Genomic DNA, 24,711 nt, shown 5'->3' on the forward strand with positions numbered 1-24,711 from the left:
GAACATCCCGCAGTCGACATAAATAAAGGCCGGAGCGAAGCCGCTCCGGCCTTTCATAAAGCCTAGGGAAACGATGTCAGATGCCGTCGATGACCTTGACCCAGCCGTGCGGGTCGTTGGTCTGGCCCTTCTGGATGCCGACCAGCTGGGTGCGGAGCTTCTCGGTCAGCGGGCCGGTCTCGCCGCCGCTGATCTTGAACTCCCCGCCGTCGAACTTGACCGTGCCGATGGCGGCGACGACCGCAGCGGTGCCGCAGGCGAAGGCTTCCTTGAGCTTGCCGCTCTTGGCGTCCGCCTGCCATTCCTCGAAGGTGTAGGGACGCTCGACGACGGTGGCGCCGGCGTCGCGGGCAAGCTGGATGATCGAGGCGCGGGTGATGCCGGGCAGGATGGAACCGCCGAGCGGCGGGGTGACGACGGAGCCGTCATCCATGACGAAGAAGACGTTCATGCCGCCCAGCTCTTCGATGTAGCGCTTTTCCGCGGCATCGAGGAAGACGACCTGATCGCAGCCATTCTTGTAGGCTTCGGCCTGGGCAAGCAGGCTGGCCGCATAGTTGCCGCCGCACTTGGCTGCGCCCGTGCCGCCCGGAGCGGCGCGGCTGTAATGTTCCGATACCCAGATCGAAACCGGCTTGGCGCCGCCCTTGAAGTAGGGGCCGACCGGCGAGGCGATGACGCAGAAGATGTAGTCGCGGGCCGGACGAACGCCGAGGAAGGCCTCGTTGGCGAACATGAATGGGCGCAGATAGAGACTGCCACCCTCGCCCGCCGGGATCCAGTCGCCGTCCTGGCGCACAAGCTTGTCGACCGCCTCGAGGAAGAGTGCCTCGGGCAGCTCCGGCATCGCCATGCGACGGGCGGATTCGTTGAAGCGGCGGGCGTTCTGCTCGGGACGGAACAGCACCGCGCGGCCGTCGCCGGTGCGGTAGGCCTTCATGCCCTCGAAGATTTCCTGGGCGTAATGCAGGACGGCGCTGGCCGGATCGATCGGGAACGGCGCGCGGGCGGTCACTTCGGCCGAATGCCAGCCCTTGCCCTCGGTCCAGCGGATGACCGCCATGTGGTCGGTGAAGACCGTGCCGAAGCCAAGATTTTCAAACAGCTTGGCCCGTTCCGCCGCCGGCATGGGGTTCGCATTCGGCTTGATGGAGAATGTCAGGGACGCGGTATCGGCAGGCATCGCAGGCAAACCTTTCGTTTCCTCTCGGTCGGTCAGCCTTGCTGACCTTTAAATTCGGGTACTCGCATATCCCTCGGGCCGCGCGTCTGCAAGTCTCTTTTGAAGGAACATCCAAGTGCGCTCAAGGATAGACGTTACCGGCAAATTTGCCTCACGGCGATCGAGGTGTCACCATAACCGGTGCAGGGGGGAGAAAACATGAAAACAGCATTTGCCGCAATGACGGTCCTGGGCATGGTCATCGCCAATGCCGCATTCGCCCATGGCGGCGGCTGCCGCAAGAGCTCACCGGCCGGGCAGTGCTGCCACATGGACAACAAGGCGGGCCAGGTTCACTGCCACTGAACGAACGGGCGGGACGGCTGCACCATCCCGCCACATCCGAAATCACATATTCGGATAGACGGGGCCTTCGCCGCCTTGCGGCGGGACCCAGGTGATGTTCTGGTTCGGGTCCTTGATGTCGCAGGTCTTGCAGTGGACGCAGTTCTGGGCGTTGATGACGAAGGTTTCCTCGCCGTCCTTTTCCACCCATTCGTAGACGCCCGCCGGACAGTAGCGGTTCGACGGGCCGGCATAGACGCCGAGTTCCGACGCCTTCTGCAACGCCATGTCCTTGACCTTCAGGTGCACCGGCTGGTCTTCCTCGTGATTGGTGTTCGACAGGAACACCGAGGACAGGCGGTCGAAGGTCAGGACGCCATCCGGCTTCGGATAGTCGATCGGCTGGAAGTTGGCGGCCGGCTGCAGCGACTGGGCATCGGTCTTGCCGTGCTTCAGCGTGCCGAAGAAGGAGAAGCCGAACAGCGTGTTGGTCCACATGTCGAGACCGCCGAGCGCGACGCCGATCGCCGTGCCGAACTTCGACCAGAGCGGCTTGACGTTGCGGACCAGCTTCAGGTCCTTGCCGATCAGGCTCGAACGCCAGGCGTTCTCGATCTCGACCGGTTCGTCATTGGCGCGGCCGGCGGCGATCGCGTCCACCAGCTTCTCCGCCGCCATCATGCCGGAGATGACGGCATTGTGGCTGCCCTTGATGCGCGGCACGTTGACGAAGCCCGCCGAACAGCCGATCAGCGCGCCGCCCGGGAAGGACAGGCGCGGCACCGACTGGTAGCCGCCTTCGGTGATGGCGCGGGCGCCGTAGGAGATGCGCTTGCCGCCCGCAAACGTCCCGGCGATCGCCGGATGCGTCTTGAAGCGCTGGAATTCCTCGAAGGGGTAGAGATAGGGGTTCTTGTAATTGAGGTGCACCACGAAGCCGACGGCCACCAGATTGTCTTCCAGGTGATAGAGGAAGGAGCCGCCACCGGTCTTCATGCCGAGCGGCCAGCCGAAGGAATGCTGCACGAGGCCCGGCTTGTGGTTCTCCGGCTTGACCTCCCAGAGTTCCTTGAGGCCGATGCCGAACTTCGGCACGTCCGAATCCCTGTCGAGCTCAAACTTGGCAATCAGCTGCTTGGCGAGCGAGCCGCGCACGCCTTCGCCGATCAGCACGTATTTGCCGTGCAGCTCCATGCCGCGGGTGAAGTTCGGGCCGGGCTCGCCGTTCTTCTCGATGCCCATGTCGCCGGTCGCAACGCCGTAGACGGCGCCGGCCTCGTTATAGAGCACTTCGGTCGCGGCAAAGCCCGGATAGATTTCGACGCCGAGCGCCTCGGCCTTCTCGGCCAGCCAGCGACAGACATTGCCGAGCGAGACGATGAAGTTGCCGTGATTGTTCATCAGCGGCGGCATGAAGGCGTTCGGCAAACGGATGGAACCGGCGGGGCCGAGGAACAGGAAGTGGTCGTCCTTGACCTCGGTCTTGAAGGGATGCCCCTCCTCCTCGCGCCAGCCCGGCAGCAGCGCATCGATGCCGACCGGATCGACGACGGCGCCCGACAGGATATGCGCACCGACCTCCGCGCCCTTTTCCAGAACGACGACGGAAAGCTCCTCGTTCAGCTGCTTCAACCGGATCGCCGCCGACAGGCCGGCAGGACCGGCGCCGACGATCACAACGTCGAATTCCATGCTTTCGCGTTCGGGAAGTTCCATCGCTTCACTCATTCCGTCCACCCCTGGTATGGCATGCCTGTCTTTCTGGGCATTATCCTTTGTCAAAAGCGCACCCCCTTGTCGAGCCGCAGTGCGACAGTGGTGTGCCCTTTTCCGCAAAAGCTACAATAACTTTTACGTAAACGTCAATATATTTGCGGAATGAAGTCGGCGTCATCGGGTCGCGGGTGGTTGCGGCGCGACGGCAGCGATGGTACCTGCCCCGGCATTCGCGGCGCGATTTGCCGGTGCGATTTCCGAAACGACAATTCAAGAAAATGGGAGTGCGACGATGGCGTCCGCGCTGGGTCTCGATTTTGGCACGACGAACACGGTGATAGCGCTTGCCAGTCAGGATGGCGGCGGCACGGCGTCGCTTGCCTTTTCCGACGGGACGCAGACGGCAAACAGCATGCGCACGGCACTGTCCTTCATGAAGGACCGGAAGCTCGGCGTGCATGCGCTCACCGTCGAGGCGGGCCACGCGGCGATCCGCCAATTCATCGACAATCCGGGCGAATGCCGCTTCCTGCAGTCGATCAAGACCTTTGCGGCAAGCGCGCTCTTCCAGGGCACGCTGGTTCACGCGCGGCGGCATGATTTCGAAGACCTGATGGAAATCTTCATCCGCCGTCTCAAACACTATGCCGGCGATGGCTGGCCAACCGATGTCAGCCGCGTGATCGCCGGCCGCCCGGTGCGCTTTGCGGGCGCGCGGCCCGACGAGGCCCTGGCCGTGCAGCGCTACAACGAAGCCCTCGGTCGCCTCGGATTCCCGGAAATTCACTACGTCTACGAGCCGGTCGCCGCGGCCTATTACTTCGCCCGCCGGCTGAAGAGCGATGCGACCGTCCTGGTCGCGGATTTCGGCGGCGGCACGACCGACTATTCGCTGATCCGCTTCGAATTCGTCGCAGGAGAATTGCGCGCGACGCCGATCGGGCAGTCCGGCGTCGGCGTGGCCGGCGACAATTTCGATTTCCGCATCATCGACAATGTCGTTTCGCCGCAGATCGGCAAGGGCAGCCATTTCAAGAGCTTCGGCAAGACGCTGGAAGTGCCGACCAGCTATTACGCGCAGTTCGGCCGCTGGAACCAGCTGTCGGTGTTCAAGGCAAGTCGCGAATTTTCCGAATTGCAGAAACTGGTTTCCTCCAGCCTTGAGCCGGAGAAGCTGGAGCGCTTCATCGACCTGATCGACTACGACGAGGGCTACCCGCTCTATCAGGCGGTGTCGGCGGCCAAGATGGCGCTGTCGCACGAAGAGGAAACGGAATTTTACTTCGCGCCGCTCGGTCCGGACAGCCGCCGCACCATCCGCAGAGGCGACTTCGACGGCTGGATTTCCGACGATCTGGCACGGCTGGAGGAAGGGCTGGACGAAGTGCTGGCAAAGACCGGGACGGCCGAAAGCCAGGTGGACAAGGTGTTCCTCACGGGCGGCACATCCTTCGTGCCCGCCGTGCGGCGGATTTTCACCAACCGCTTCGATGCCGGCAAGATCGAGACCGGCGAGGAACTGCTGTCGATCGCCCACGGCCTGGCGCTGATCGGCGATGTCGCCGATATCGAACGATGGACGGCCTGACGCCCTCCCCCTTCCAATCCATCTTCGATCGCCTATAACCACTTGCACGCGAAAATGATCGTTCAGGGAGAGTGGCGATGGATCTCGGATTGAAGGGTAAGCGGGCGCTGGTTCTGGCCTCGTCGAGCGGCCTTGGCCTCGGCATTGCCCAGGCGCTGGCACGCGAAGGCGCGCATGTGCTGACCTGCGGACGCAACGGCGAAAAACTCGAAGCCAATTGCGATGCGATCAATGCCGAGAAGGCCGGCAAGGCGGACTGGGTCGCCGTCGACCTCAACGATCCCGCGGCCACCGCAAGACTGGTGTCCGCCGTCAAGGACAAGCTCGGCCGCGTCGACATCCTCGTCAACAATACCGGCGGCCCGGTGCCCGGCAGCGCGGAAGAGATGTCGGCGGAAAACCTGCAGACCTATTTCCAGTCGATGGTGGTCAGCATCATCTCGCTGACCTCGGCGCTGCTGCCGTCGATGAAGGAGCATGGCTGGGGGCGCATCCTGACGGTCGCCTCTTCCGGCGTGTTCGAGCCGATCCCCAATCTCGCGCTCTCCAACACGCTGCGCTCGGCACTGGTCGGCTGGAACAAGACGCTGTCTTCGGAAATCGCCAGGCATGGCGTAACGGCCAACCTGCTTCTTCCCGGACGCATCGCCACGGCGCGTCTCGATCAGCTGGACCGCGCCAATGCCGAGCGGTCCGGGCGTCCGTTCGAGGACGTTCGCTCGACATCCCAGGCCGCCATTCCGGCGGGCCGCTACGGGCGTGTCGAGGAGTTCGCGGCAACCGCCGCATTCCTCGTTTCGGAGCCCGCCAGCTATATCACCGGCAGCCTGATCCGATGCGACGGCGGCGCGGCGAAGTCGATCTGACAAGAGAAATCGATCGACTTCAACAAGTGCCCGTCTCTATTGCTTAACCATGCCGGAATGCTGCCGCCGGCATGGTGTAAATCTCAAGAGATTCTTAAAGTACCGGCGTTAGATATAACCCCATAGCATAACCAGTTCTAAATGCGGGGCATGACCATGAAGCAGCCGGTAAGAAGCAATCCGAGACAGGAGATGAGCATGAGCACGCTCGCCCTCCTGGAGCGCTTCCGGCTCGAAGCAAGCCCGGTCAACTTCGAACTCATTCATGACATCGTCTCCGGCAACAATCCGGAGCTGCGTCGCCGCTTTTCCGAACTCGGCAAGAATATCACGCCGGCAGCCGTCGAAGCGCTGGCCCGCGAATTCCTGCCGCACCATTTCGGCGATTCGATCTACGAACAATCCGCCGACACGCTGCGCGACGAACTGAGCACCCTTCAGCAGTTGCTCCATCAGGGTCAGTCCAAACTCAAGGAATACAGCGAGACGCTGAAGACGGCCAACGAACGCTTCGACCGGATCAATCCGGCCGATACTGCCGCCATCCGCAAGGAACTTGCCCGCGTCACCTCGGCGACCGAGGAGCAGAGCGCCTATTCCGCCGGCGTGCTGCGATCCGTCGGCGAGCAGATGCGTTCCGTCGATCAGCTGTCGGACGAAATGTCGGACGTCGCCAAGGCGAAATTCCTGCATCCGATGACCGGCCTCAACAACCGGCGCGCCTACAACAAGCAGCTAGCCGAAATCTACCGTCAGGAGCGCTTCACACAGAGCATCACGCTGATCCTCGGCAGCGTCCGCAATTTCGAATATCTCGACGCCCCGCAACTTCTCAAGCCGAAGACGATGATCCTCGAGAAATTCGGCGCCTTTGTTCTGCAAAGACTGGAGCAGGATGATGAGGGCTACTGGCTGGAACAGCCACAGATGGCCTTCCTCATCACGTCCGGTGAGAAGCAGGGCATCGTGCAGTTCTGCAACACGCTGCGCGACAACCTGACCCGGCAGGTCGAGGCCGTACGACCGCTCCTGCCAAAGGCGCCGCCGCTGCAGATCTCGTTCGGCTGCGCCGACACGTTCGGGGCCGGCACGGCCGCCATGCTGATCCGCAACGCCGAACTGGCACTCGAAAGCGCAAAGTCGGCCGGCCAGCCCGAAACCGTCTTCCATGCCGACATGAATGACGTCGGCGGCGACGGTCGCAACTACGCGCTCTACGGCCGGCAGGGTTTCACGGTCTAGGCTCGATCCGGTTCGCCGGAACAAGCCCGAGGCGTCGCACTTGCCCTCGCATGGGGTTGCGCCCATATTGTCATGAGCTACAGGCTCTTTCGATAAGGCGTCACACATGATCCGCAAGGTCGCAACCGTCATTGCCGTTCTGGCTATCCTCATGGGCATCGTCTGGATGGGTCAGGGCAGCGGATACTTCCCCTATCCTGCCTCCAGCTTCATGATCGACCAGAGCCCGTGGATCACCAACGGCGCGATCCTCGCCGTGGCCGGCATCGTCCTCCTGTGGGTTTCCCGTCGTTACCTGCGCTGAGGGAACCGGTGGCCTTTCAGCCGTGAGGCTGTTGGTCTATGGTATCGACCATGAACACCACCCCCATCGACCTCTATCAGCCCGACGAACTGGCCGCACTCCTGCATTTCTATGCGGAATCGGGCGTTGAATGGTTGCTTGAGGACGAGCCGCAGGATCGTTTCGCGGAGTTCAGGGCGCAGCAGGCCGCAAGGGCGGCGATCCGGGAAAGCCAGGCACCGACCAGGCAGGAACGGCCCGCGCGCAACAGCGTGCAGCGCGCCGAACCCGCGGCGCGGCCGTCATCGCAGCCGGTCGCCATACCCGACGAACAGGCCGTGGCCCAGGCGCGGCTTGCCGCTGAAGGCGCCGGCTCGCTCGAAGCGCTCGAAGAGGCCATCAAAGCGTTTTCCGGCTGCAACCTCAAGAACAGTGCGCGCAACAGCGTCTTTTCTGCTGGGACCACAGCCTGCCGGCTGATGATCGTCGGTTCGGCGCCGAGCGCCGACGACGACCGCGAAGGAGCCCCCTTCAGCGGCCCGGCCGGCGCGCTCCTCGACCGCATGCTCGCGGCGATCCAGCTTTCCCGCGACGACGTTCTTCTGACCTCGTCAATCCCCTGGCGGCCGCCGGGCGACCGCGCGCCCTCCCCTGCCGAGACGGACATCTGCCGACCTTTCATCGAGCGCGCCATCGCGCTGGTGAACCCGCCCGTGCTGCTCATCATGGGCAATCTCGCGGCACGCATGCTGTTTGGCGGCAACCGCCCCATCCATGCGCTGCGCGGCGAATGGCGCGATCTCGACCTTGGCGGCGCCAAGCCCGTGCCCGCAATCGCCACCTTCCATCCGCAGGATCTGATCGCCGCGCCGCTCAGCAAGCGCATGGCATGGCAGGACCTGCAGAAGCTTTCTGAGCGGCTCGCGAAAGCGATGAACTGAGCTTTTCCGGCTCTTCCATCGCTGACGCCCACCTGCCGACCACTCACCGACTGCATTTGGTTAAAGTTTTATGAAACCTGCCATGCGCCGGGTGCATGGCTGTTGCGCGAAATGCTGCATTGCAAAACGAACTTCGCACCGCAATATACGGCCTGTGTCTTGGGAGGAACGAATCGAATTAGGAACCAAGGCAATGTCCAACCGTTTTCGCCCTATCCATTCGGGCTTCGAAACCCTCCGCATCGCGGGCGACCGGCTTCACGCCGCTCGGTCCTATCACCAGTTCGGCGCTGTCGCCAACGAGCAACTGACCGCACGCGGCTACGGCCACATCACTCGACCCGCTGCCATTTTTGCTGATTTCCAGGAACGTTGAGCCAACTGGCCGTTTCTGGAATGCCTGCGGCGAAGGAGAATGACCTTGTTTAAACCCATCAGGGACATGTTGCACAGCTGGAACGAGCTGTCGGCGATCAATCAGGCCGTCAGGGCCTCGCAGGCGTTTGCCGACGAGCTTTCGTCGAAGGCCAAGCGCCGCAGCACCGTCAACGACCCGGCCGCCGCCGTTCCTCTTTGACGTTCTGGTCGGGGATTATTGTCCGGCGGTCGCTTTCTATGACGGGTCCGCCCTACCGTGCGCTACCCATGCTCTTCGCCTGATCGCCGCTCTGCAGCGCTGAATAGATCGTGTTGCGGGCGGCGACGCTGACCGCTGGCTTCGCCTGAGCCCATTCGAACGCCTCTTCCACATAATGGAACTTGACTGCCTGCCAGCGCATGTATTCGTCAACGAATGCCTCGCTGATCCACATCGGCGAACGGTTTGAGGTCCCCTGCCAGCCGATCAGTTCCGCCTTGATCGCATTGCGGAGGATCCGGCGCAGATGAGTCGTCGAGATCATGAAGGCTGCCGACATCTCCTCGATATCCACCGCACCAAGATCGAACCGGCCGTCCGCCGGTTTCAGACCGCCGATCTTCTGAATGAATTCGTCGACCACGAGCCCGCCCGAAACGGTCCACAGGAAATGGCCCACGCGGTCCGTCGGGTGACGCCAGCGCGCGTCGGCAAGGCAGTTGCGCGCCATTCTCGGCTGGGCAATGCAAAAAAGTTCGGGCTTCTCGAACAAGCTGGTCGCCCGTGATCCGCCGTCCATCGAATCGAGCGAGGAGAGATTGGCGCCATACCAGAGAAACAGCAGGTAACTGCTGAAATCCGATGCCGCAAACCGGCGCGGACGCCGACGGCCGTCAGGTGTAACGTCGAGAACATGCTGGTAGGCGACCAGCTCGTCGATGAAGGCCAGCAGCGTGTTGCGGCTGACCACCTTCAACGGCAGCAGCAGATCCTTGATGTCCGTCAGCGTGAAACCGTCATCGGCGCGATCGAGTTCTTCCATGTAGAGGGCATAGGCCGCCTGGATCATCAGCCAGCGCTGGTGCGTCGCCATGGACAGAGTCAGCCGCGGCGAGCTTTCGAACATCGACCGGCAAGTGGATGACCATTGCGCCAGGGCATTCAGGAAGGCGGGGTGCTGCGACAGCTCTTCGACACTCCGGGGCATCAGCGTCTATTCAACTCCAATCCAAAAATGAAATACGCCCGTCGGAACACCAATGGGCATGGGCAAATACCGTTTGAAAAAATCAGCGCGGTCCGAAAATCTCTGTGGCGATAGAGAACTTCTACCGCGGTTTCCCAAAAAAAGCACATGGCCGCAATCCGCAGATGTTACGATCCGCGCGTCTCAGCACCGCCGGGCGGTGTCGCAATCCGGCCCATGGAGTTGGGCGCCACTTGATAGAATTGCATGGATTCCGAACCGGCGGTCTGAAAGCATCGGCAAGCCGGTTGACCTGCGCCCCCGCGCAATGATCCAATCGCACCAATTCGCGCAGACAGCCCCGCCGTAACAAGAAAGCGAACCGGATGCTCAATAGCCTCATTTCCGTTGCCAGCCTGATGGCTTCCACGCTGCTCATGATGACCGGATACGGGCTGATGAACTACCTGGTTCAGATCCGCGCGCTGGCGGAAGGCTGGTCGACGCTTTCGATCTCGATCATCGCCACCGGCTATACATGCGGTTTCGTGGTCGCCGGGCTTGTCGTTCCGAAGCTCGTGCAGCGGGTCGGCCATGTGCGCGTCTTCGGTGCCGTGATCACCCTTTTGACCGTCTCCTGCCTCAGCTGCTCGCTCGTCGTCAACGAATTCGCATGGTTCGCCTTTCGCGGCCTCGCCGGCTTCGCCATCGCCGGCGCCTACATGATCATCGAAAGCTGGCTCAACGAGCGGGTCAACAACGAGAATCGCGGCTCGCTGTTCTCCTTCTACATGGTGACGTCGCTGGTCGGTTCGATTGCCGGCCAGTATTTCGTGCCGCTCGGCGATCCGCTGACCACCGGCCTGTTCATCACCTGCGGCATCATCTTTTCGTTCGCGCTGCTGCCGACCACCTTGTCGAGCGCACAGTCGCCGATGCCGATCAGCCAGGGCAAGTTCGACCTGCCGAAGCTCTTCCGCCGCTCGCCGATCGCCTTCATCGGCTCGCTCTTGTCCGGCGCCCTCTGGGGCACCTGGGGCAGCCTCGGCGGCGTGTTCGCTCAGCGCATCGGCTTCACCACCGCCGAGGGCGCCACACTGCTGGCGGCCTGCCTTGCCGGCGGCGCGATCTTCCAGATCCCGATCGGCCGCCTCTCCGACAAGTTCGACCGCCGTCTGGTGATGATCGGCTGCGGACTGATCGGCGGCCTTGCCTGCGTGGTGATGGGCCTCGTCGGCGCCAACGTCGTCACCTACATCGCCGCCTTCGTCCTCGGCATCGGCCTCTTCCCGATCTACGCGCTCAATGCCGCGCATGCCAACGACCTCGCGGACCCTCAGGAATATGTGACAATCTCCAGCGGCATCATGATCCTCTACGGCCTCGGCACCGTCGGCGGACCCCTTCTCTCCGGCGTCGTGATGAACGCCACAGGGCCGATCGGCATGATCTGGCTGATGATGATCCTGTTCGTCATCTACGCCGCCTATGCCGCCTGGCGGCGCACCCGGCGCGCGGATCTCGAAGGCGTCGTCGACAAGACGGACTTCCAGGCGATGGCCGTTCCGATCAATGCCACCGATCCGGTCAACAGCCCCGGCTCGGCGCTCAGCGAAGAGATCTGATCGCCGTCAGACCCGCTGCGCGCCCGCTTCGCGCGCCGCCCGGCGCTCGAGCCCGAGCTTGTGCTCGCGGTAGATGATGAAGATGCCGGCCGAGACGACGAAAACGGTGCCGATGATGGTGGTCAGCGTCGGCGCTTCGTCGAAGAGGAAGTAGGAGATCGCGATCCCCAGCAGGATCGACGAATAGTCGAACGGGGCGACGGTCGAAACATCGGCCTGGCGATAGCTCTCGGTCAGAAGGATCTGCCCTGCTCCGCCGAGGAAGCCGGACGCGATCAGCAGCGTGGCGTGGTTCCAGGAAAGGTGCGGCCAGCCGAACGGAATGGTCGCCAGCGAAAACACAGCCGCCGTCAGCGAGAAATAGAGAACGATCGTCGCGGTCTTTTCCGAGCCCACCAGCTGGCGCACCTGCATCTGCGCGAGCGCCCCGAGGGTCGCCGACGCCAGCACGGCGAGCACGCCGAGTGCTGCCAGCGAGCCGAAGCCCTCGGACTGGAAAAGGGTGAGCTTCGGCCAGGAGATGATCATCACCCCGACCATGCCGAAGAAGACGGCCGTCCAGCGATAGACCCGCACCGTCTCGTGCAGCAGAAGCGCCGCGAACACCACCGCCAGCAGCGGCATGGCGTAACCGATGGCGATCGCCTCGGGCAGCGGCAGCAGCACCAGCCCGTAGAAGCCGAGCCCCATGGAGACGATGCCGAGGACGCCGCGCTTGAGGTGGCCCGCCGGATTGGCGGTCGCGAACGCGGTTCTCAGCGCGCCGCGATAGGCGAGATAGGAGAAGATCGGCACCATGGCGAAGGCCGAGCGGTAGAAAGTGATCTGACCGGTGGCGGCTGCGTCACCCACCGCCTTGATGCAGGTCTGCATGGCCACGAAGAAGACGACCGACAGCAATTTCAGAAGAATTCCCCGCATGGGATTGAGGAGTTCGGCGCTCATGACTGGACTTCTTGATTGTATTTCGGGGCACCATGCGAAAGGCGGGCGATGGAAGGTGAGTTGTGCTCGTCAAAGGTCCTAAACCTTTGGGCAGGTTTTTCCAGCCCAAAGAAAAGAAAACCTGGCGCCGTTGCCGGATATTTCCCGCATGCGGACTGTCAGGAACTTTTTCATGGCGAATGAATAAAATTTTAGCTTTGGTTCAGACTTTCATGGGAACATCGGCGAGCGAAATAAAGATTCCGAAGGGAAGCTGCCTTCCAAGGAATTCCAAACGGGAACCACTCCAGGATTTCTTATGCGAACAGATACGGGCCAGGTCATTCGTCTGGCAGACTACCAGCCGACAGATTTCGTTCTTGAGCGCGTTGACCTGACGTTCGAACTGGATCCAACCGAGACGAAGGTCGAGGCGCGGCTGATCTTCCATCGCCGCGAAGGCACGGATCCCGCAGCACCGCTGGTGCTCGACGGCGACAGCCTCGCGCTCCAGGGCCTCTTGATCGACCAGATCGAGCTTGACGCCGAACGCTACACCGCGACCCCGGACCGGCTCGAGGTCAGGGGCCTGCCGGCGGCAGAGCCGTTCGAGATCTGCGTCACCACAATCATCAACCCGGAAGCCAACACGCAGCTGATGGGCCTCTACCGGACCAACGGCATCTATTGCACGCAGTGCGAGGCGGAAGGTTTTCGCCGGATCACCTATTTCCCCGATCGGCCCGACGTCCTGGCGCTCTACACGGTCAACATCATCGCCGACAAGCAGGCCAATCCGCTGCTTCTGTCGAACGGCAATTTCCTCGGCGGCGCCGGCTTCGGGCCGGACAAGCATTTCGCCGCCTGGTTCGATCCGCACCCGAAGCCGAGCTACCTGTTTGCGCTGGTCGCCGGCGATCTCGGCGTTGTCGAAGACACGTTCACCACCATGACCGGCCGCGAGGTCGCGCTGAAGATCTATGTCGAGCACGGCAAGGAGCCGCGCGCCGCCTATGCCATGGACGCGCTGAAGCGTTCGATGAAGTGGGATGAGGAGCGCTTCGGTCGCGAATACGATCTCGACATCTTCATGATCGTCGCCGTCTCCGACTTCAACATGGGCGCCATGGAGAACAAGGGGCTCAACGTCTTCAACGACAAGTACATCCTTGCAGATCCGGAAACGGCGACCGATGCCGACTACGCCAATATCGAGGCGATCATCGCGCATGAATATTTCCACAACTGGACCGGCAACCGCATCACCTGCCGCGACTGGTTCCAGCTGTGCCTCAAGGAAGGCCTGACGGTCTATCGCGATCACGAGTTTTCCGCCGACCAGCGCTCGCGCGCCGTCAAGCGCATCGCCGAGGTCCGTCACCTCAGAGCCGAGCAGTTCCCGGAAGATGCCGGGCCGCTTGCCCATCCGGTAAGGCCGACGACCTATCGCGAGATCAACAACTTCTACACGACGACCGTCTACGAGAAGGGGTCCGAAGTCACCCGGATGATCTCGACCATCCTCGGCCCCGACCTCTTCAAGAAGGGCATGGACATCTATTTCGACCGCCACGACGGCGAAGCGACCACCGTCGAGACCTTCGTCAAATGCTTCGAGGATGCCAGCGGCCGCGATCTCGGCCAGTTTTCGCTGTGGTACAATCAAGCCGGCACGCCCCTCGTCACGGCTTCGGCGGAATATGACGCAGCCAGGAAGACCTTCTCGCTGTCGCTCGAGCAGATGATCCCGGCCACGCCTGGCCAGCCGAACAAGTCGCCCGCGCATATCCCGCTGAAATTCGCGCTGATCCTGCCGAACGGCGGCATTGCCGAGCCGTCGAAGGTCACCGGCGCGACCGTGACCGACGACGTGCTGCATCTCGTGAAGCGCAAGCAGAAGGTGGTGTTCTCCGGCATCTCGGCCCGCCCTGTCCTGTCGCTGAACCGCGGTTTCTCGGCCCCGGTCAACCTGCATTTCCCGATGCCGGTTCCCGACCTCATCCACATCGCCCGCCACGACACCGACCTCTTCGCCCGCTGGCAGGCGATTACCGACATCGCCCTGTCGATCCTCACGGCTGCCGCCAGGGATGTCCGCGCCGGACAGCCGGCAAGCTGCGACCCGGCGCTGATCGACACGCTCTATGCCATCGCATCCGACGACACGCTGGAGCCGGCCTTCCGGGCCCAGGCGCTGTTGCTGCCGACCGAATCCGACATTGCCCGCGAACTCGGCGCCGACAACGATCCGGATGCGATCCACGCCGCCCGCGTCGCCGTCATTGCAGCGATCGCCAGCCATGATCCGGCGCGCTTCGTCTCGCTCTACGAGGCGATGGAAACCTCCGGCGCCTTCAGCCCCGACGCGGCCAGCGCCGGCAAGCGCGCACTTCGCAACTGCGCCCTCACCTATCTCGCCCATGCCGAGGCGTCCCCTCAGCGTGTCGCCGCCGCTTTTGCCGGGGCCAACAACATGACCGAGCTCGCGCACGCGCTGAGCCTGCTCGTGCATGCCTATCCGGATGCCGACGAGACGCGCCAGGCGCTCGAAACCTTCAAGGACCGCTTCCAGGACAACGCGCTCGTCATCGACAAGTGGTTCTCGATCCAGGCGACAGCGCCCGGCGACGCCGCGCTGTCTCGCGTCAAGGCGCTCAAGGCCGACCCGCTCTTCAATGCCGGCAACCCGAATCGCGTCCGCTCCCTGATCGGCTCGTTCGCCTTCGGCAACCCGACGGGCTTCAACCGCAAGGACGGCGCCGGATACGATTTCCTCGCCTCCGAGATCCTCGCGATCGACGGCAAGAACCCGCAGCTTGCCTCCCGTCTCCTGACCTCGATGCGATCCTGGCAATCGCTGGAGGCGACGCGCAGCGCGCATGCCCGCGCCGCCCTCGAAAGGATCGAAGCGGCGAGCGGCCTTTCGACCGATGTCCGCGACATCGTCGAGCGCATGCTGAAGGCCTGATCGAGGCCCTCGGCAGAGGCCGGAGACGCTCGCCAAACATCTGTGATTCCCGCCTCCCCTCGCCTTGACAGGCGCGGGTCGGAGCCTGCAGCGCAGGGCTCCCGAAAAAATGCGAGTCATAACAAGCGGTTAAAAAATCGTTACTTTTTGGGCTGGACTTCCCGAATCACCTTTGATTCCATGGACCCAGATTCGCATGGCAGTTCTTGCGAATCGTGCGGGGAACCAGGGCAGGCAAAGAATGACGAACGTGCGGCGGGTTACCGCGGCCGATGGGCGGCTGCGTCTCAAGGCGCCAGATTTCAGCATGTTTCAGGACTGGCTGAAGCGGGGGGCGGAACAGATGGTTACGGCAAGGGCGGGCCGCATGCCGCAGATCGAGCCGGTTCTGAAGCGCTCGATCCCGATCCTCATCGTCATCTTCCTCTCGATCGTCGCCGCCTCGCGGGTCATCGGCGTCGTGTCCGAACAGGACCGACTTGAAGAAAGCCTGCGCCAGTCGACGGTGCTTACCCTTTCCGCCGCCAACTCCGCCTTCGGCAGCGCGGAAGCCACGGCAGCCTGGGGCGATCGCGACCAGGCCGAAGAGCTGCTTCGCGCCCGCCTTCCCGCTGCCAGCCTGCCATCCGGCACGTTCATCCTGCTGATCCACGCCGACGGCACGATCTTCGCCAGTTCGCCGACCGGCGCCGGCTTCGTCGGCATGAAGCTATCCGAACTCCTGCCGGAAATGATGACGGTCGGCCGTTATGGCGAGAGCACCGGCATCATCCAGGCGATGATCGGCTCCGTGCCCTATGACGCCGCCATCAGTCTCGCCGGCGACAATGGCGGCATGATCTTCGTCGCCTCCTCGCGCGAATGGATCGGCCAGCAATGGCGCAACGAGGTGGCGCTCAACGTCACGCTGTTTGCCGGCACGTCGGCGATCCTGCTTGTCGTCCTCTACGCCTATTACACCCAGATCAAGCGCGCCCGCGATGCGGACCTCGTCTTCCAGGAATCGAGTCTTCGGGTCGAAACCGCCCTGTCGCGCGGCCGCAGCGGCCTCTGGGACTTCGACTTCTCCACGCGCCGCCTCTACTGGTCGCGCTCGATGTACCAGATGCTCGGCCTGCCCCCGTCCGATCGCATCCTGACCTTCTCCGACGCCGCCCGGCGCATGCATCCGGAAGACCAGAACTTCTACGCCATCGCCCGTTCGGTCGCCCATGGCGAAGCCCGCAACATCGATGAAGTCTTCCGCGTCCGCCACGCCGACGGCCATTATGTCTGGCTGCGGGCCCGCGCCCAGCTGGTGCGCACGGCCTCCGGCCAGATGCACCTGATCGGCATCGCTATGGACGTCTCCGAACAGCACCGTCTCGCCCAGCGCTATGCGGAAGCCGACCAGCGTCTCGCAGATGCCCTGGAATGCACCTCGGAAACTTTCGTGCTCTGGGATCGCTACGACCGCCTGGTGATGTGCAATGCCCACTTCCAGCAGGCCTACGGGCTTCCGGACACCGTTCTCGTCCCCGGCACCGACCGCAAGAAGGTCATGGCCGCGGCCGCCCGTCCGGTCGTCACCCGCCGCATCGCCGACCCGGACCGTAACGGCCGGTCGCAGACGGCCGAAGTCCAGCTCGCCGACGAGCGCTGGCTGCAGATCAACGAGCGCCGCACGCGCGACGGCGGCCTCGTCTCGGTCGGCACCGACATCACCCAGCTGAAGCGCAATACCGAGCGGCTGCGCAAGTCCGAGCGCCGGCTGATGGCGACCATCAACGACCTCTCCGCCTACCGCCAGACGCTGGAAAAACAGAAGGCGGAACTCTCCATCGCCAACTCCAATTACCAGGCGGAAAAGGAACGCGCGGAAGCCGCCAACATCGCCAAGTCCGATTTCCTCGCCAACATGTCGCACGAGCTGCGCACGCCGCTGAACGCCATCCTCGGCTTCTCGGAAATCCTGCTCAACCAGATGTTCGGCGAACTGGGCTCACCGAAATACAACGAATACGCCCGCGACATTCACGACAGCGGCAAGCACCTGCTCAACGTCATCAACGACATTCTCGACATGTCGAAGATCGAGGCCGGCCACATGCGGCTGCATTGCGAAGCGATCGACCTTGCGCCGCTGATCGAGGAGAGCCTGCGCTTCATCACCATCCCCGCCAGCCAGAAGAACATCGAGGTCATGCCCTGCATCTCTTCCGGGCTGACGCTGGTCGCCGACCGCCGGGCGATGAAGCAGATCATGCTCAACATCCTGTCGAATGCGGTGAAGTTTACCAACGAGGGCGGCCGGGTTTCGGTCAAGGCCCGCAAGGCCGGCGGCGCCGTCTACCTGACCTTCGCCGACAGCGGAATCGGAATCCCGCGCGCGGCGATCCAGAAGATCGGCCAGCCGTTCGAACAGGTGCAGAACCAGTATGCCAAGAGCAAGGGCGGCTCGGGCCTCGGGCTTGCCATCTCCCGCTCTCTCGCGGCCCTTCACGGCGGCAAGATGAAGATCGTCTCGCGCGAAAACGAGGGTACCATCATCTGCCTACGCATCCCCGATCTCGGCACTTCCGTCGATCTCGTCAGGCTTTCAAAGTCCTTTGAAAAATCGTCCGTACGGCTTTTGCGCAGCGCTTGATCTCGGCTTCGAGCTGGCCGATGGCCGGGCAGCCGCCGGCATGGCAGACGAGATCCACCAGGCCTGACGGCGCTTCCTTCGGATCGAAGGCATCGTCGATGCACAGCCGGACGATCTGCGACACCTCTCCGTAAAGCCGCAATGCCTCCAGGCAGGTATCGAGATCATCGCGGTTCATCATCCGCGACCCCAGCTCCTCCAAGACCTCCTGCGTGGTTATGCCGGCGGTGCGGACCTTGATGTCCTCGGCCCCTGCCGCCAGCGCCAGATACTGGCCGATGAATTCCAGATCGATCAGGCCGCCGGCAATCAGCTTCATGTCCCAGAGGCTTTGCGGCGGCTTCTCTTTGTCAATCATGCCGCGCATCTCGGCGACATCCTTGGCCAGCGCCGCAACGTCGCGGCGGCGGGCCACGATCGCCTCGATGACGGCGACCGCCTCGTCGCTCAGCCGCTGGTCGCCGCAGACCGGGCGAGCGCGCGTGAGCGCCATGTGCTCCCAGGTCCAGGCCTCCTCCTCCTGGTATTTGACGAATGACCGGAATCGGGTGGCAAGCGGCCCCTTGTTGCCGGACGGCCGCAACCGCATGTCGACCTCGAATAGCACGCCCTCGGCAGTGGGCGCCGACAATGCGGCCATCAGCCTCTGGGTCAGCCGGGTGAAATAGCGCTGGGCATCGAGCGGCTTCGCCCCGTCGGATTCGGCGCTGTCGTCGTCATATTCGTAAAGCAGGATCAGATCGACGTCCGAGCCCGCCGTCAGTTCGAAACTGCCGAGCTTGCCCATGCCGAGGATCGCCACCCGGCTGTCGGGAAACGCCCCATGGGCGGCCTCCATCTCGTCGATCACCGCCTTCAGTGCGGCTGCGATCGCCAGATCCGCCAGATGGGTGAAGGCCTTGCCGGCGTCCGCGCCGCTGATCGCGCCGGTCAAAAGCCGGATACCGATCAGGAAGCGCTGTTCGGCGGCAAAGATGCGCAGCCGGTCGAGCACGTCCTCGTAGACCACCGCACCCGACAGGAATTCATCGAGCCGCGTTTCCAGGTATTCGCGCGTCGGCAGTTCCGACAGCAGCGCCGGGTCCAGCATGCCGTCGAAGACGTGCGGCCGCGAGGCGATGATGTCGGCAAGCCGCGGCGCCGACGCCATGATCGTCACCATCAGGTCGAGAAGGGCTGGATTGCTGGCCAGCAGCGAGAAGAGCTGCACGCCCGCCGGCAGGCCGGACAGGAACTGGTCGAAACGCAGCAGCGCCTCGTCGGCGCGCCGGTTCTCGCCGAAGGCCTTCAAAAGCTGCGGCGTCAGCGCCGTCAGCCGTTCGCGGGCCGGCGCCGACTGCGTCACACGATAGCGGCCGTAGTGCCAGCCGCGGATGACGGAGGAGATCGCCTCCGGCCGCTCGAAGCCGAGCTTGCGCAGTGTCTCGAGGGTCGCCGGATCGTCCTGCTGGCCGGTGAAGACGAGGTTGCCGGCATCGCTCGCCAGTTCCGCCTCGCGTTCGAACAGCCGCGCATAGCGATGCTCGACGCGCTTCAACACCGATGTCAGCTTCTGCGAAAAGGCCTTGGTGTCCTCGAAGCCGCACATGAAGGCGATGCGCTTGAGTTCCGTCTCGCTGTCCGGCAGGACGTGCGACTGCTCGTCCCGGACCATCTGGATGCGATGCTCGACCTCGCGCAGGAACCAGTAGGCGGCCGTCATCTCGTCGCGCGTCGACGCGCCGATCCATTGCGCCTCCGCAAGCGCATCGAGCGCCTCCTGCGTCGGCCGGATGCGCAGTTCCGGCATGCGGCCGCCGGCGATCAACTGCTGGGTCTGGACGAAGAACTCTATCTCGCGGATACCACCGCGTCCGAGCTTGACGTTATGGCCCTTCACCGCGATCTCGCCGTGCCCCTTGTGGACATGGATCTGCCGCTTGATCGAATGGATGTCGGAGATCGCCGCATAATCGAGATACTTGCGGAAGACGAAGGGGCGCAGCTCCCTGACGAAGGCGGCGCCGGCCTCGAGATCGCCGGCGCAGGGCCGCGCCTTGATGAAGGCCGCGCGCTCCCAGTTCTGGCCCCGGCTTTCATAATAGAGGAGAGCCGCCTCGACCGGGATCGCCAGCGGCGTCGAGCCGGGATCCGGCCGCAGCCGCAGGTCGGTGCGAAAAACATAACCGTCTGCCGTGCGTTCCTGAAGGATGCGCACCAGCCGCCGCATCAGCCGTGGAAAGAGATCGATCGCATCGTCCGGATCGGCCACGAGCCCGGATGCCGGATCGAAGAAGACGACGATGTCGATGTCGGAGGAATAGTTGAGTTCACCGGCGCCGAGCTTGCCCATGCCGAGGACGACGAGACCGGAGCCTTTGGAAGGCTCGGCCGGATCCTTCAGCGTCAGCCGGCCATCGGCCGCAGCGGATGCCAGAAGATAATCGATCGTTGCCGAAACGGCCGCATCCGCCAGCGCGCTCAACCAGGCGGTCACCTCCGCGGTCGAAAGGACCCGCCCGAGGTCGGCGAGCGCCAGCAGGAAGGCGACGCGGCGCTTGGCGACCCGCAGCCGCGTCATGACCTCGGCCTCGGACGGCAGCGCGCCATCCTCATCGGCCTTCCAGCTGCCAAGGGCGTCATCCACCAGAGAACGGATCATGCCGGCGAGGGGCTCGCCGAAAGCCATTGGCAGGAACGAAACCTCCAGCCTTGCCGTGTCGCGAAGATGCGGGGAAAGCGTCATGGCTGAGAGAAAGAAGGACTTCAGATCTGCGTTCGCATCGAACACCGGAGCGAGCTCCGGCGTCTCCGCCATCCACTCCTTCAGGTCCATCGTTGCCGATTTCAGCTCGGTCTGATTGAAGGGCCTGATCACATCTGCCGCAACGTCCGAAAGACGTCGCCTGTCTTCATTCACGTCCATGCCATTCCTCCCTCAGCCGGTATAGCAGCCGGGAACGGCGATTGCGACCGTCAGGACCTGGCGGCGGGGAAAATCATCGTCACGGTCAGACCCTTCGCGGCCTCGGCGTCCGGTTCCGTATCGGACAGTTCTAGCCGCCCGCCATGCAGCAGCATGACCGCTTCGACCAGCGAGAGGCCGAGACCGGTGCCCGGCTTCGTACGGCTCTCGTCCAAGCGGACGAAGCGCTTGACGACATCGTCACGACGGTCGGCAGGGATGCCCGGTCCGTGGTCGGCAACGGAGAGACGGATTTCGCCGCCGTCGCTGACGGCCCGCACGCAAATCTTGCGCTCGCCCTCGCCTTCAACGGCGTATTTGATGGCATTGTCCATCAGATTGGTGAGTGCCTGGCCGATCAGCTCGCGATTGCCGAGCAGCGAGAGCTTTTCGGCGATATCGGTCTCCAGCGCCAGTCCCAAATCCTCCGCCACGGGTTCGTAAAGTTCGGCGCTGTCGGCGACGATCTCGGCGAGGTCAACGGGGCTCATCTCGGCGGCGACCGAACCGGCCTCGACGCGGGAAATCATCAGGAGCGCATTGAAAGTGCGGATCAGCTGGTCGGATTCGGCGATGATTCCTTCCAGCGCGTGCTGGCGGGCTTCCGGCTCCGGATTGGCAAGCGCATCGGCCGCCTTGTTGCGCAGCCGGGTCAGCGGCGTCTTCAGGTCATGGGCGATGTTGTCGGACACCTGCCGCAGGCCTTCGTTGAGCTTGGCGATCCGGCCGATCATCGCATTCAGCGACACCGACAGCCGGTCGAATTCGTCGCCGGAGCCGGATTCCGGCAGCCGCTGCGTCAGGTCGCCGGCCATGATCTTCTTGCTTGCCGCCGACATCCGGTCGATGCGTTTGAGCGCATTGCGGCCGATGCCGAACCAGATCAGCACCGCGCCGGCCCCCATGATCGCCAGCGCCAGCATCAGCGCCCGGCGCACGAGATAGCGCAACCGCTGCGGTTCGCCGAGATCGCGGGCGATCAGGATGCGCAGCCCGTTGTCGAGCACGAAGACATAGCCGACGGCGACATGCTGCGGCTTCTTCACATCGTCATCGGCATAGCGCGTGTAGCGGAACGGATGATCGACCCAGCCGGTCGCGTCGAGGACACCCGGATCGACGGCTTGGACGTTGCCGGCCAGCACCTGACCGACCGGCCCGGCGATGACGTAAAGATTGGCGCCCGGCTGGCGGGCGCGACGCTCGATGGTCTTCAGGATGCCGTTGACCCCTGCCCGCGCATAGATCTCGCTGAAATCCTTGATCTCGTCGGCAAGCGATTCCTGCACCTGCCGGCCGATCAGCTGGCCGGACATCGACGTCACATAGAAGACGAGCACGGCGGCGCAGAGACCGAACAGCAGGATATAAAGCGCAGAGAGCCTGACGGCAGTCGAGCGGAAGAGCAGCACCAGTCGCGCCATGCGGACGTTATCCTTCGTCCCGGATCATGTAGCCGGCGCCGCGGATGGTCTTCAGGAGCGGCCGGTCGAAATCCTTCTCGATCTTGGAGCGAAGCCGCGAGACATGCACGTCGATGACATTGGTCTGCGGATCGAAATGATAATCCCAGACGTTTTCCAGGAGCATGGTGCGGGTCACCACCTGGCCGGCATTCTTCATGAGATATTCGAGGAGACGGAACTCGCGCGGCTGCAGCAGGATCTCCTTGCCGTCGCGGCGCACCTGATGGGACAGGCGGTCGAGCTCGAGGTCGCCGACGCGGTAGACCATGTCCTGTTCCGGTGTGCCCTTGCGGCGTCCGAGAACTTCGACACGGGCGAGCAGCTCGGAGAAGGCATAGGGCTTTGGCAGATAGTCGTCGCCGCCGGCGCGAAGGCCGGTGACGCGGTCGTCGACCTGACCGAGCGCGGAGAGGATCAGGACCGGCGTATGGATGCCCTTGCGGCGCAGCTCGCTGATCACCGACAGACCGTCGCGGCGCGGCAGCATGCGGTCGATCAGAAGCACGTCATACGGGTTCTCGGATGCCATGAACAGGCCGCTTTCGCCGTCGCTGGCATGGTCGGCCACAATACCGGTTTCCCGGAATGCCTTGACCAGGTAGGCGGCAGCCTCCAGGTCGTCTTCAATCAGCAGAATCTTCATGTGCGCGACATTAGCCGGTCTTCCGGTCTCCGCACAGTCCTTCTCGATGGTGACGATTTCAACCTCAGACATCCGCTCACTCCATTCTCCGCAACGAAAAAGGCGCCGCGCAGCGGTTGGTGCTGCGCGACGCCCGGTGTGTCGGAACCGATCAGCCCTGGCTGACGGGCAGTGCCACGAAGCGGCTGCCCTGCTGGGTCTCGATCTGGAACAGCGCCTTGGTGCGGCCGTTGTCCTTGGCTTCCTTCAGGGCCTTGACGATGTCGTCGGCGCTGGAGATCTCCTGGTTGTTGACCGAGGTGATCTTGTCGCCGGCGCGGATGCCCTTGTCGGCGGCATCCGAGTTCGGATCGACGTCGTTGATGGTCACGCCGTTACCGTCGTCGGACGGCGCCACGCTGAGGCCGAGGTCGGCGAGCGCCTTGTCGGTGGACGGCGTTGCCTGGTCGGAGGAGCCCTGATCGGCGCTGGCAACCTTTTCAGCCGGCAGCGTGCCGAGCTTGACGCTCAGATCCTGCGACTTGCCGTCACGCCAGATCGTCACGTCGACCTTCGCACCCGGAGCCATGGCCCCGATGCGGCGGGCAAGATCACGGGAGTCCTTGATCGGATCGCCGTTGACGGCGGTGACCACGTCACCCTTCTTGATGCCAGCTTCCATGCCCGGAGAGTTCTCCTGCGGCTCGATCACCAGCGCACCCTTGGCTTCGGCGAGGCCGAGCGATTCGGCAATATCCTTGGTCACCGGCTGGATCTGAACACCGAGCCAGCCACGGTCGACCGTGCCGCTCTTGATCAGATCGTTGACGACGCCCTGTGCGACCGATGCCGGGATGGCGAAAGCGATGCCGACGTTGCCGCCGGATGGCGTGGAGATCGCGGTGTTGATGCCGATCACTTCGCCGTTCAGGTTGAAGGCCGGGCCACCGGAGTTGCCGGGGTTCACGGCAGCGTCGATCTGGATGAAGTCGTCATAGGGACCAGAATGGATATCGCGGCCACGGGCCGAAACGATACCTGCAGTCACCGTACCGCCGAGACCGAACGGGTTGCCGACAGCGACGACCCAGTCACCGACGCGCACCTTGTTGTCATCGGCAAACTGCACATAGGTGAACTTGCGCTTGGAATCGACCTTCAGCACGGCCAGGTCAGTGCGCGGATCGGTGCCGATCAGCTTGGCCGGCATTTCCGTGCCGTCGTTCATGACGACCGTGAAGGCGGAGCCGTCGGCAACGACGTGGTTGTTAGTGACGATGTAGCCGTCATCGGAGATGAAGAAGCCGGAACCCTGGGCGGTCGGGCGCAGGTGCGGCTTGCCCTTCGGCATCGGACCGCCATCCTGCGGGCCGCCGTTCGGACCACCATTCGGGCCGCCGAAATCACGGAAGAAGCGCTTCAGCGGATGGTCGTCGGGCAGGTTGTCGAAGCCGCGTTCGCCGAAGTTGAAGTAGAAGCCGCCATCGTCGGCTGCCGGCTGGATCTTGGATTCGACACGAACGGAAACGACGGCAGGGGAAACGGCATCGACGACATCGGCAAAGCTTGCAACGTGTGGCGCGTCGACTTCGACCGGGGCCGCATAGCTCTGTTCGACGAGAGCCGGAATGCCGGTCGACAGGAGCACCGCCGCAAGACCCGCGACAGTCGTGGACTTCAGGACGGTTTTCAGGGTGGTGCGACCGTTTTGAGTGCTCAACATGGGGATTACCTTCTCTTCCTTTGTCATTTTGCCTTGGGGGTCGGCAGGAACAATCGATGAAGAAAGGTATAAGGGGTGAGACCTTACGGACAACTGACCGGGCGATGAATTTTTGGTAATGTTCGG

Annotated in this window: 19 protein-coding genes; 11 read left to right on the plus strand and 8 right to left on the minus strand. The window is 63.3% G+C overall.

Translation table 11 applies throughout. The annotated features are described in order from the left end of the window. Nucleotides 1–76 precede the first annotated feature (76 nt). On the minus strand, nucleotides 77–1,183 hold the full coding sequence (locus tag NN662_RS13280) for a branched-chain amino acid aminotransferase (protein WP_261930719.1): 1,107 nt from the start codon (nucleotides 1,181–1,183) through the stop codon (nucleotides 77–79). 198 nt (nucleotides 1,184–1,381) lie between these two features. Between NN662_RS13280 and NN662_RS13285 the strand changes: the two genes are divergently transcribed. After that, on the plus strand, nucleotides 1,382–1,528 hold the full coding sequence (locus tag NN662_RS13285) for a hypothetical protein (RefSeq protein WP_261930720.1): 147 nt from the start codon (nucleotides 1,382–1,384) through the stop codon (nucleotides 1,526–1,528). 42 nt (nucleotides 1,529–1,570) lie between these two features. On the opposite strand, the gene NN662_RS13290 is transcribed toward NN662_RS13285, so the two are convergent. Then, entirely contained in the window at nucleotides 1,571–3,235 is a 1,665-nt protein-coding gene (locus tag NN662_RS13290; RefSeq protein WP_261930721.1) for an electron transfer flavoprotein-ubiquinone oxidoreductase, read from the minus strand. 280 nt (nucleotides 3,236–3,515) lie between these two features. Here NN662_RS13290 and NN662_RS13295 point away from each other — a divergent pair, with 280 nt between their 5' ends. The 7 genes from NN662_RS13295 (at nucleotide 3,516) to NN662_RS13325 (ending at nucleotide 8,720) form a co-directional block, all read left to right on the plus strand. After that, a complete protein-coding gene (locus NN662_RS13295; protein WP_261930722.1) occupies nucleotides 3,516–4,811 on the plus strand; it encodes an Hsp70 family protein in 1,296 nt (431 codons plus the stop codon). A 77-nt stretch (nucleotides 4,812–4,888) separates the two neighbouring features. Then, nucleotides 4,889–5,677: an SDR family oxidoreductase gene (locus NN662_RS13300; protein WP_261930723.1), complete on the plus strand. Its 789-nt coding sequence runs from the start codon at nucleotides 4,889–4,891 to the stop codon at nucleotides 5,675–5,677. A 198-nt stretch (nucleotides 5,678–5,875) separates the two neighbouring features. Further along, nucleotides 5,876–6,919, plus strand: coding sequence for a diguanylate cyclase domain-containing protein (locus tag NN662_RS13305; RefSeq protein WP_261930724.1), 1,044 nt, complete (start codon nucleotides 5,876–5,878; stop codon nucleotides 6,917–6,919). A 109-nt stretch (nucleotides 6,920–7,028) separates the two neighbouring features. Next, nucleotides 7,029–7,223, plus strand: coding sequence for a hypothetical protein (locus NN662_RS13310; protein ID WP_261931966.1), 195 nt, complete (start codon nucleotides 7,029–7,031; stop codon nucleotides 7,221–7,223). A gap of 38 nt (nucleotides 7,224–7,261) precedes the next feature. After that, entirely contained in the window at nucleotides 7,262–8,143 is an 882-nt protein-coding gene (locus NN662_RS13315) for a uracil-DNA glycosylase (RefSeq protein WP_261930725.1), read from the plus strand. 193 nt (nucleotides 8,144–8,336) lie between these two features. Beyond that, entirely contained in the window at nucleotides 8,337–8,519 is a 183-nt protein-coding gene (locus NN662_RS13320) for a hypothetical protein (protein WP_261930726.1), read from the plus strand. Between the two features lie 45 nt (nucleotides 8,520–8,564). Beyond that, nucleotides 8,565–8,720: a hypothetical protein gene (locus NN662_RS13325; RefSeq protein ID WP_261930727.1), complete on the plus strand. Its 156-nt coding sequence runs from the start codon at nucleotides 8,565–8,567 to the stop codon at nucleotides 8,718–8,720. 52 nt (nucleotides 8,721–8,772) lie between these two features. Here the strand turns inward: NN662_RS13325 and NN662_RS13330 are convergent, their stop codons facing one another. Beyond that, entirely contained in the window at nucleotides 8,773–9,708 is a 936-nt protein-coding gene (locus tag NN662_RS13330) for a hypothetical protein (RefSeq protein WP_261930728.1), read from the minus strand. Between the two features lie 365 nt (nucleotides 9,709–10,073). Between NN662_RS13330 and NN662_RS13335 the strand changes: the two genes are divergently transcribed. Beyond that, entirely contained in the window at nucleotides 10,074–11,312 is a 1,239-nt protein-coding gene (locus tag NN662_RS13335; RefSeq protein WP_261930729.1) for an MFS transporter, read from the plus strand. 6 nt (nucleotides 11,313–11,318) lie between these two features. On the opposite strand, the gene NN662_RS13340 is transcribed toward NN662_RS13335, so the two are convergent. Beyond that, nucleotides 11,319–12,257: a DMT family transporter gene (locus tag NN662_RS13340; protein ID WP_261930730.1), complete on the minus strand. Its 939-nt coding sequence runs from the start codon at nucleotides 12,255–12,257 to the stop codon at nucleotides 11,319–11,321. Between the two features lie 298 nt (nucleotides 12,258–12,555). Between NN662_RS13340 and pepN the strand changes: the two genes are divergently transcribed. Then, nucleotides 12,556–15,204, plus strand: a complete 2,649-nt coding sequence (gene pepN / locus NN662_RS13345; protein WP_261930731.1) for an aminopeptidase N — start codon at nucleotides 12,556–12,558, stop codon at nucleotides 15,202–15,204. A 241-nt stretch (nucleotides 15,205–15,445) separates the two neighbouring features. Then, entirely contained in the window at nucleotides 15,446–17,830 is a 2,385-nt protein-coding gene (locus NN662_RS13350; protein WP_261930732.1) for a PAS domain-containing sensor histidine kinase, read from the plus strand. On the opposite strand, the gene NN662_RS13355 is transcribed toward NN662_RS13350, so the two are convergent. The 4 genes from NN662_RS13355 to NN662_RS13370 all read right to left on the minus strand — a co-directional run bounded on the left by NN662_RS13355 (nucleotide 17,775) and on the right by NN662_RS13370 (nucleotide 24,585). Next, nucleotides 17,775–20,735 (minus strand): bifunctional [glutamine synthetase] adenylyltransferase/[glutamine synthetase]-adenylyl-L-tyrosine phosphorylase, encoded by a 2,961-nt coding sequence (locus NN662_RS13355; RefSeq protein ID WP_261930733.1) that lies wholly within the window; start codon nucleotides 20,733–20,735, stop codon nucleotides 17,775–17,777. The two genes, NN662_RS13350 and NN662_RS13355, sit on opposite strands and share 56 nt — an antisense overlap. Before the next feature lie 50 nt (nucleotides 20,736–20,785). Next, on the minus strand, nucleotides 20,786–22,198 hold the full coding sequence (locus NN662_RS13360; RefSeq protein WP_261930734.1) for a sensor histidine kinase: 1,413 nt from the start codon (nucleotides 22,196–22,198) through the stop codon (nucleotides 20,786–20,788). 7 nt (nucleotides 22,199–22,205) lie between these two features. Next, the gene (locus NN662_RS13365; protein WP_315972596.1) at nucleotides 22,206–22,955 is read right to left on the minus strand and encodes a response regulator transcription factor; all 750 of its coding nucleotides are present in this window, start codon (nucleotides 22,953–22,955) and stop codon (nucleotides 22,206–22,208) included. 79 nt (nucleotides 22,956–23,034) lie between these two features. After that, nucleotides 23,035–24,585, minus strand: coding sequence for a Do family serine endopeptidase (locus NN662_RS13370; RefSeq protein ID WP_261930735.1), 1,551 nt, complete (start codon nucleotides 24,583–24,585; stop codon nucleotides 23,035–23,037). Between the last annotated feature and the right edge of the window lie 126 nt (nucleotides 24,586–24,711).

The sequence above is a fragment of the Rhizobium sp. NRK18 genome (assembly GCF_024385575.1).
Lineage (GTDB): Bacteria > Pseudomonadota > Alphaproteobacteria > Rhizobiales > Rhizobiaceae > JANFMV01.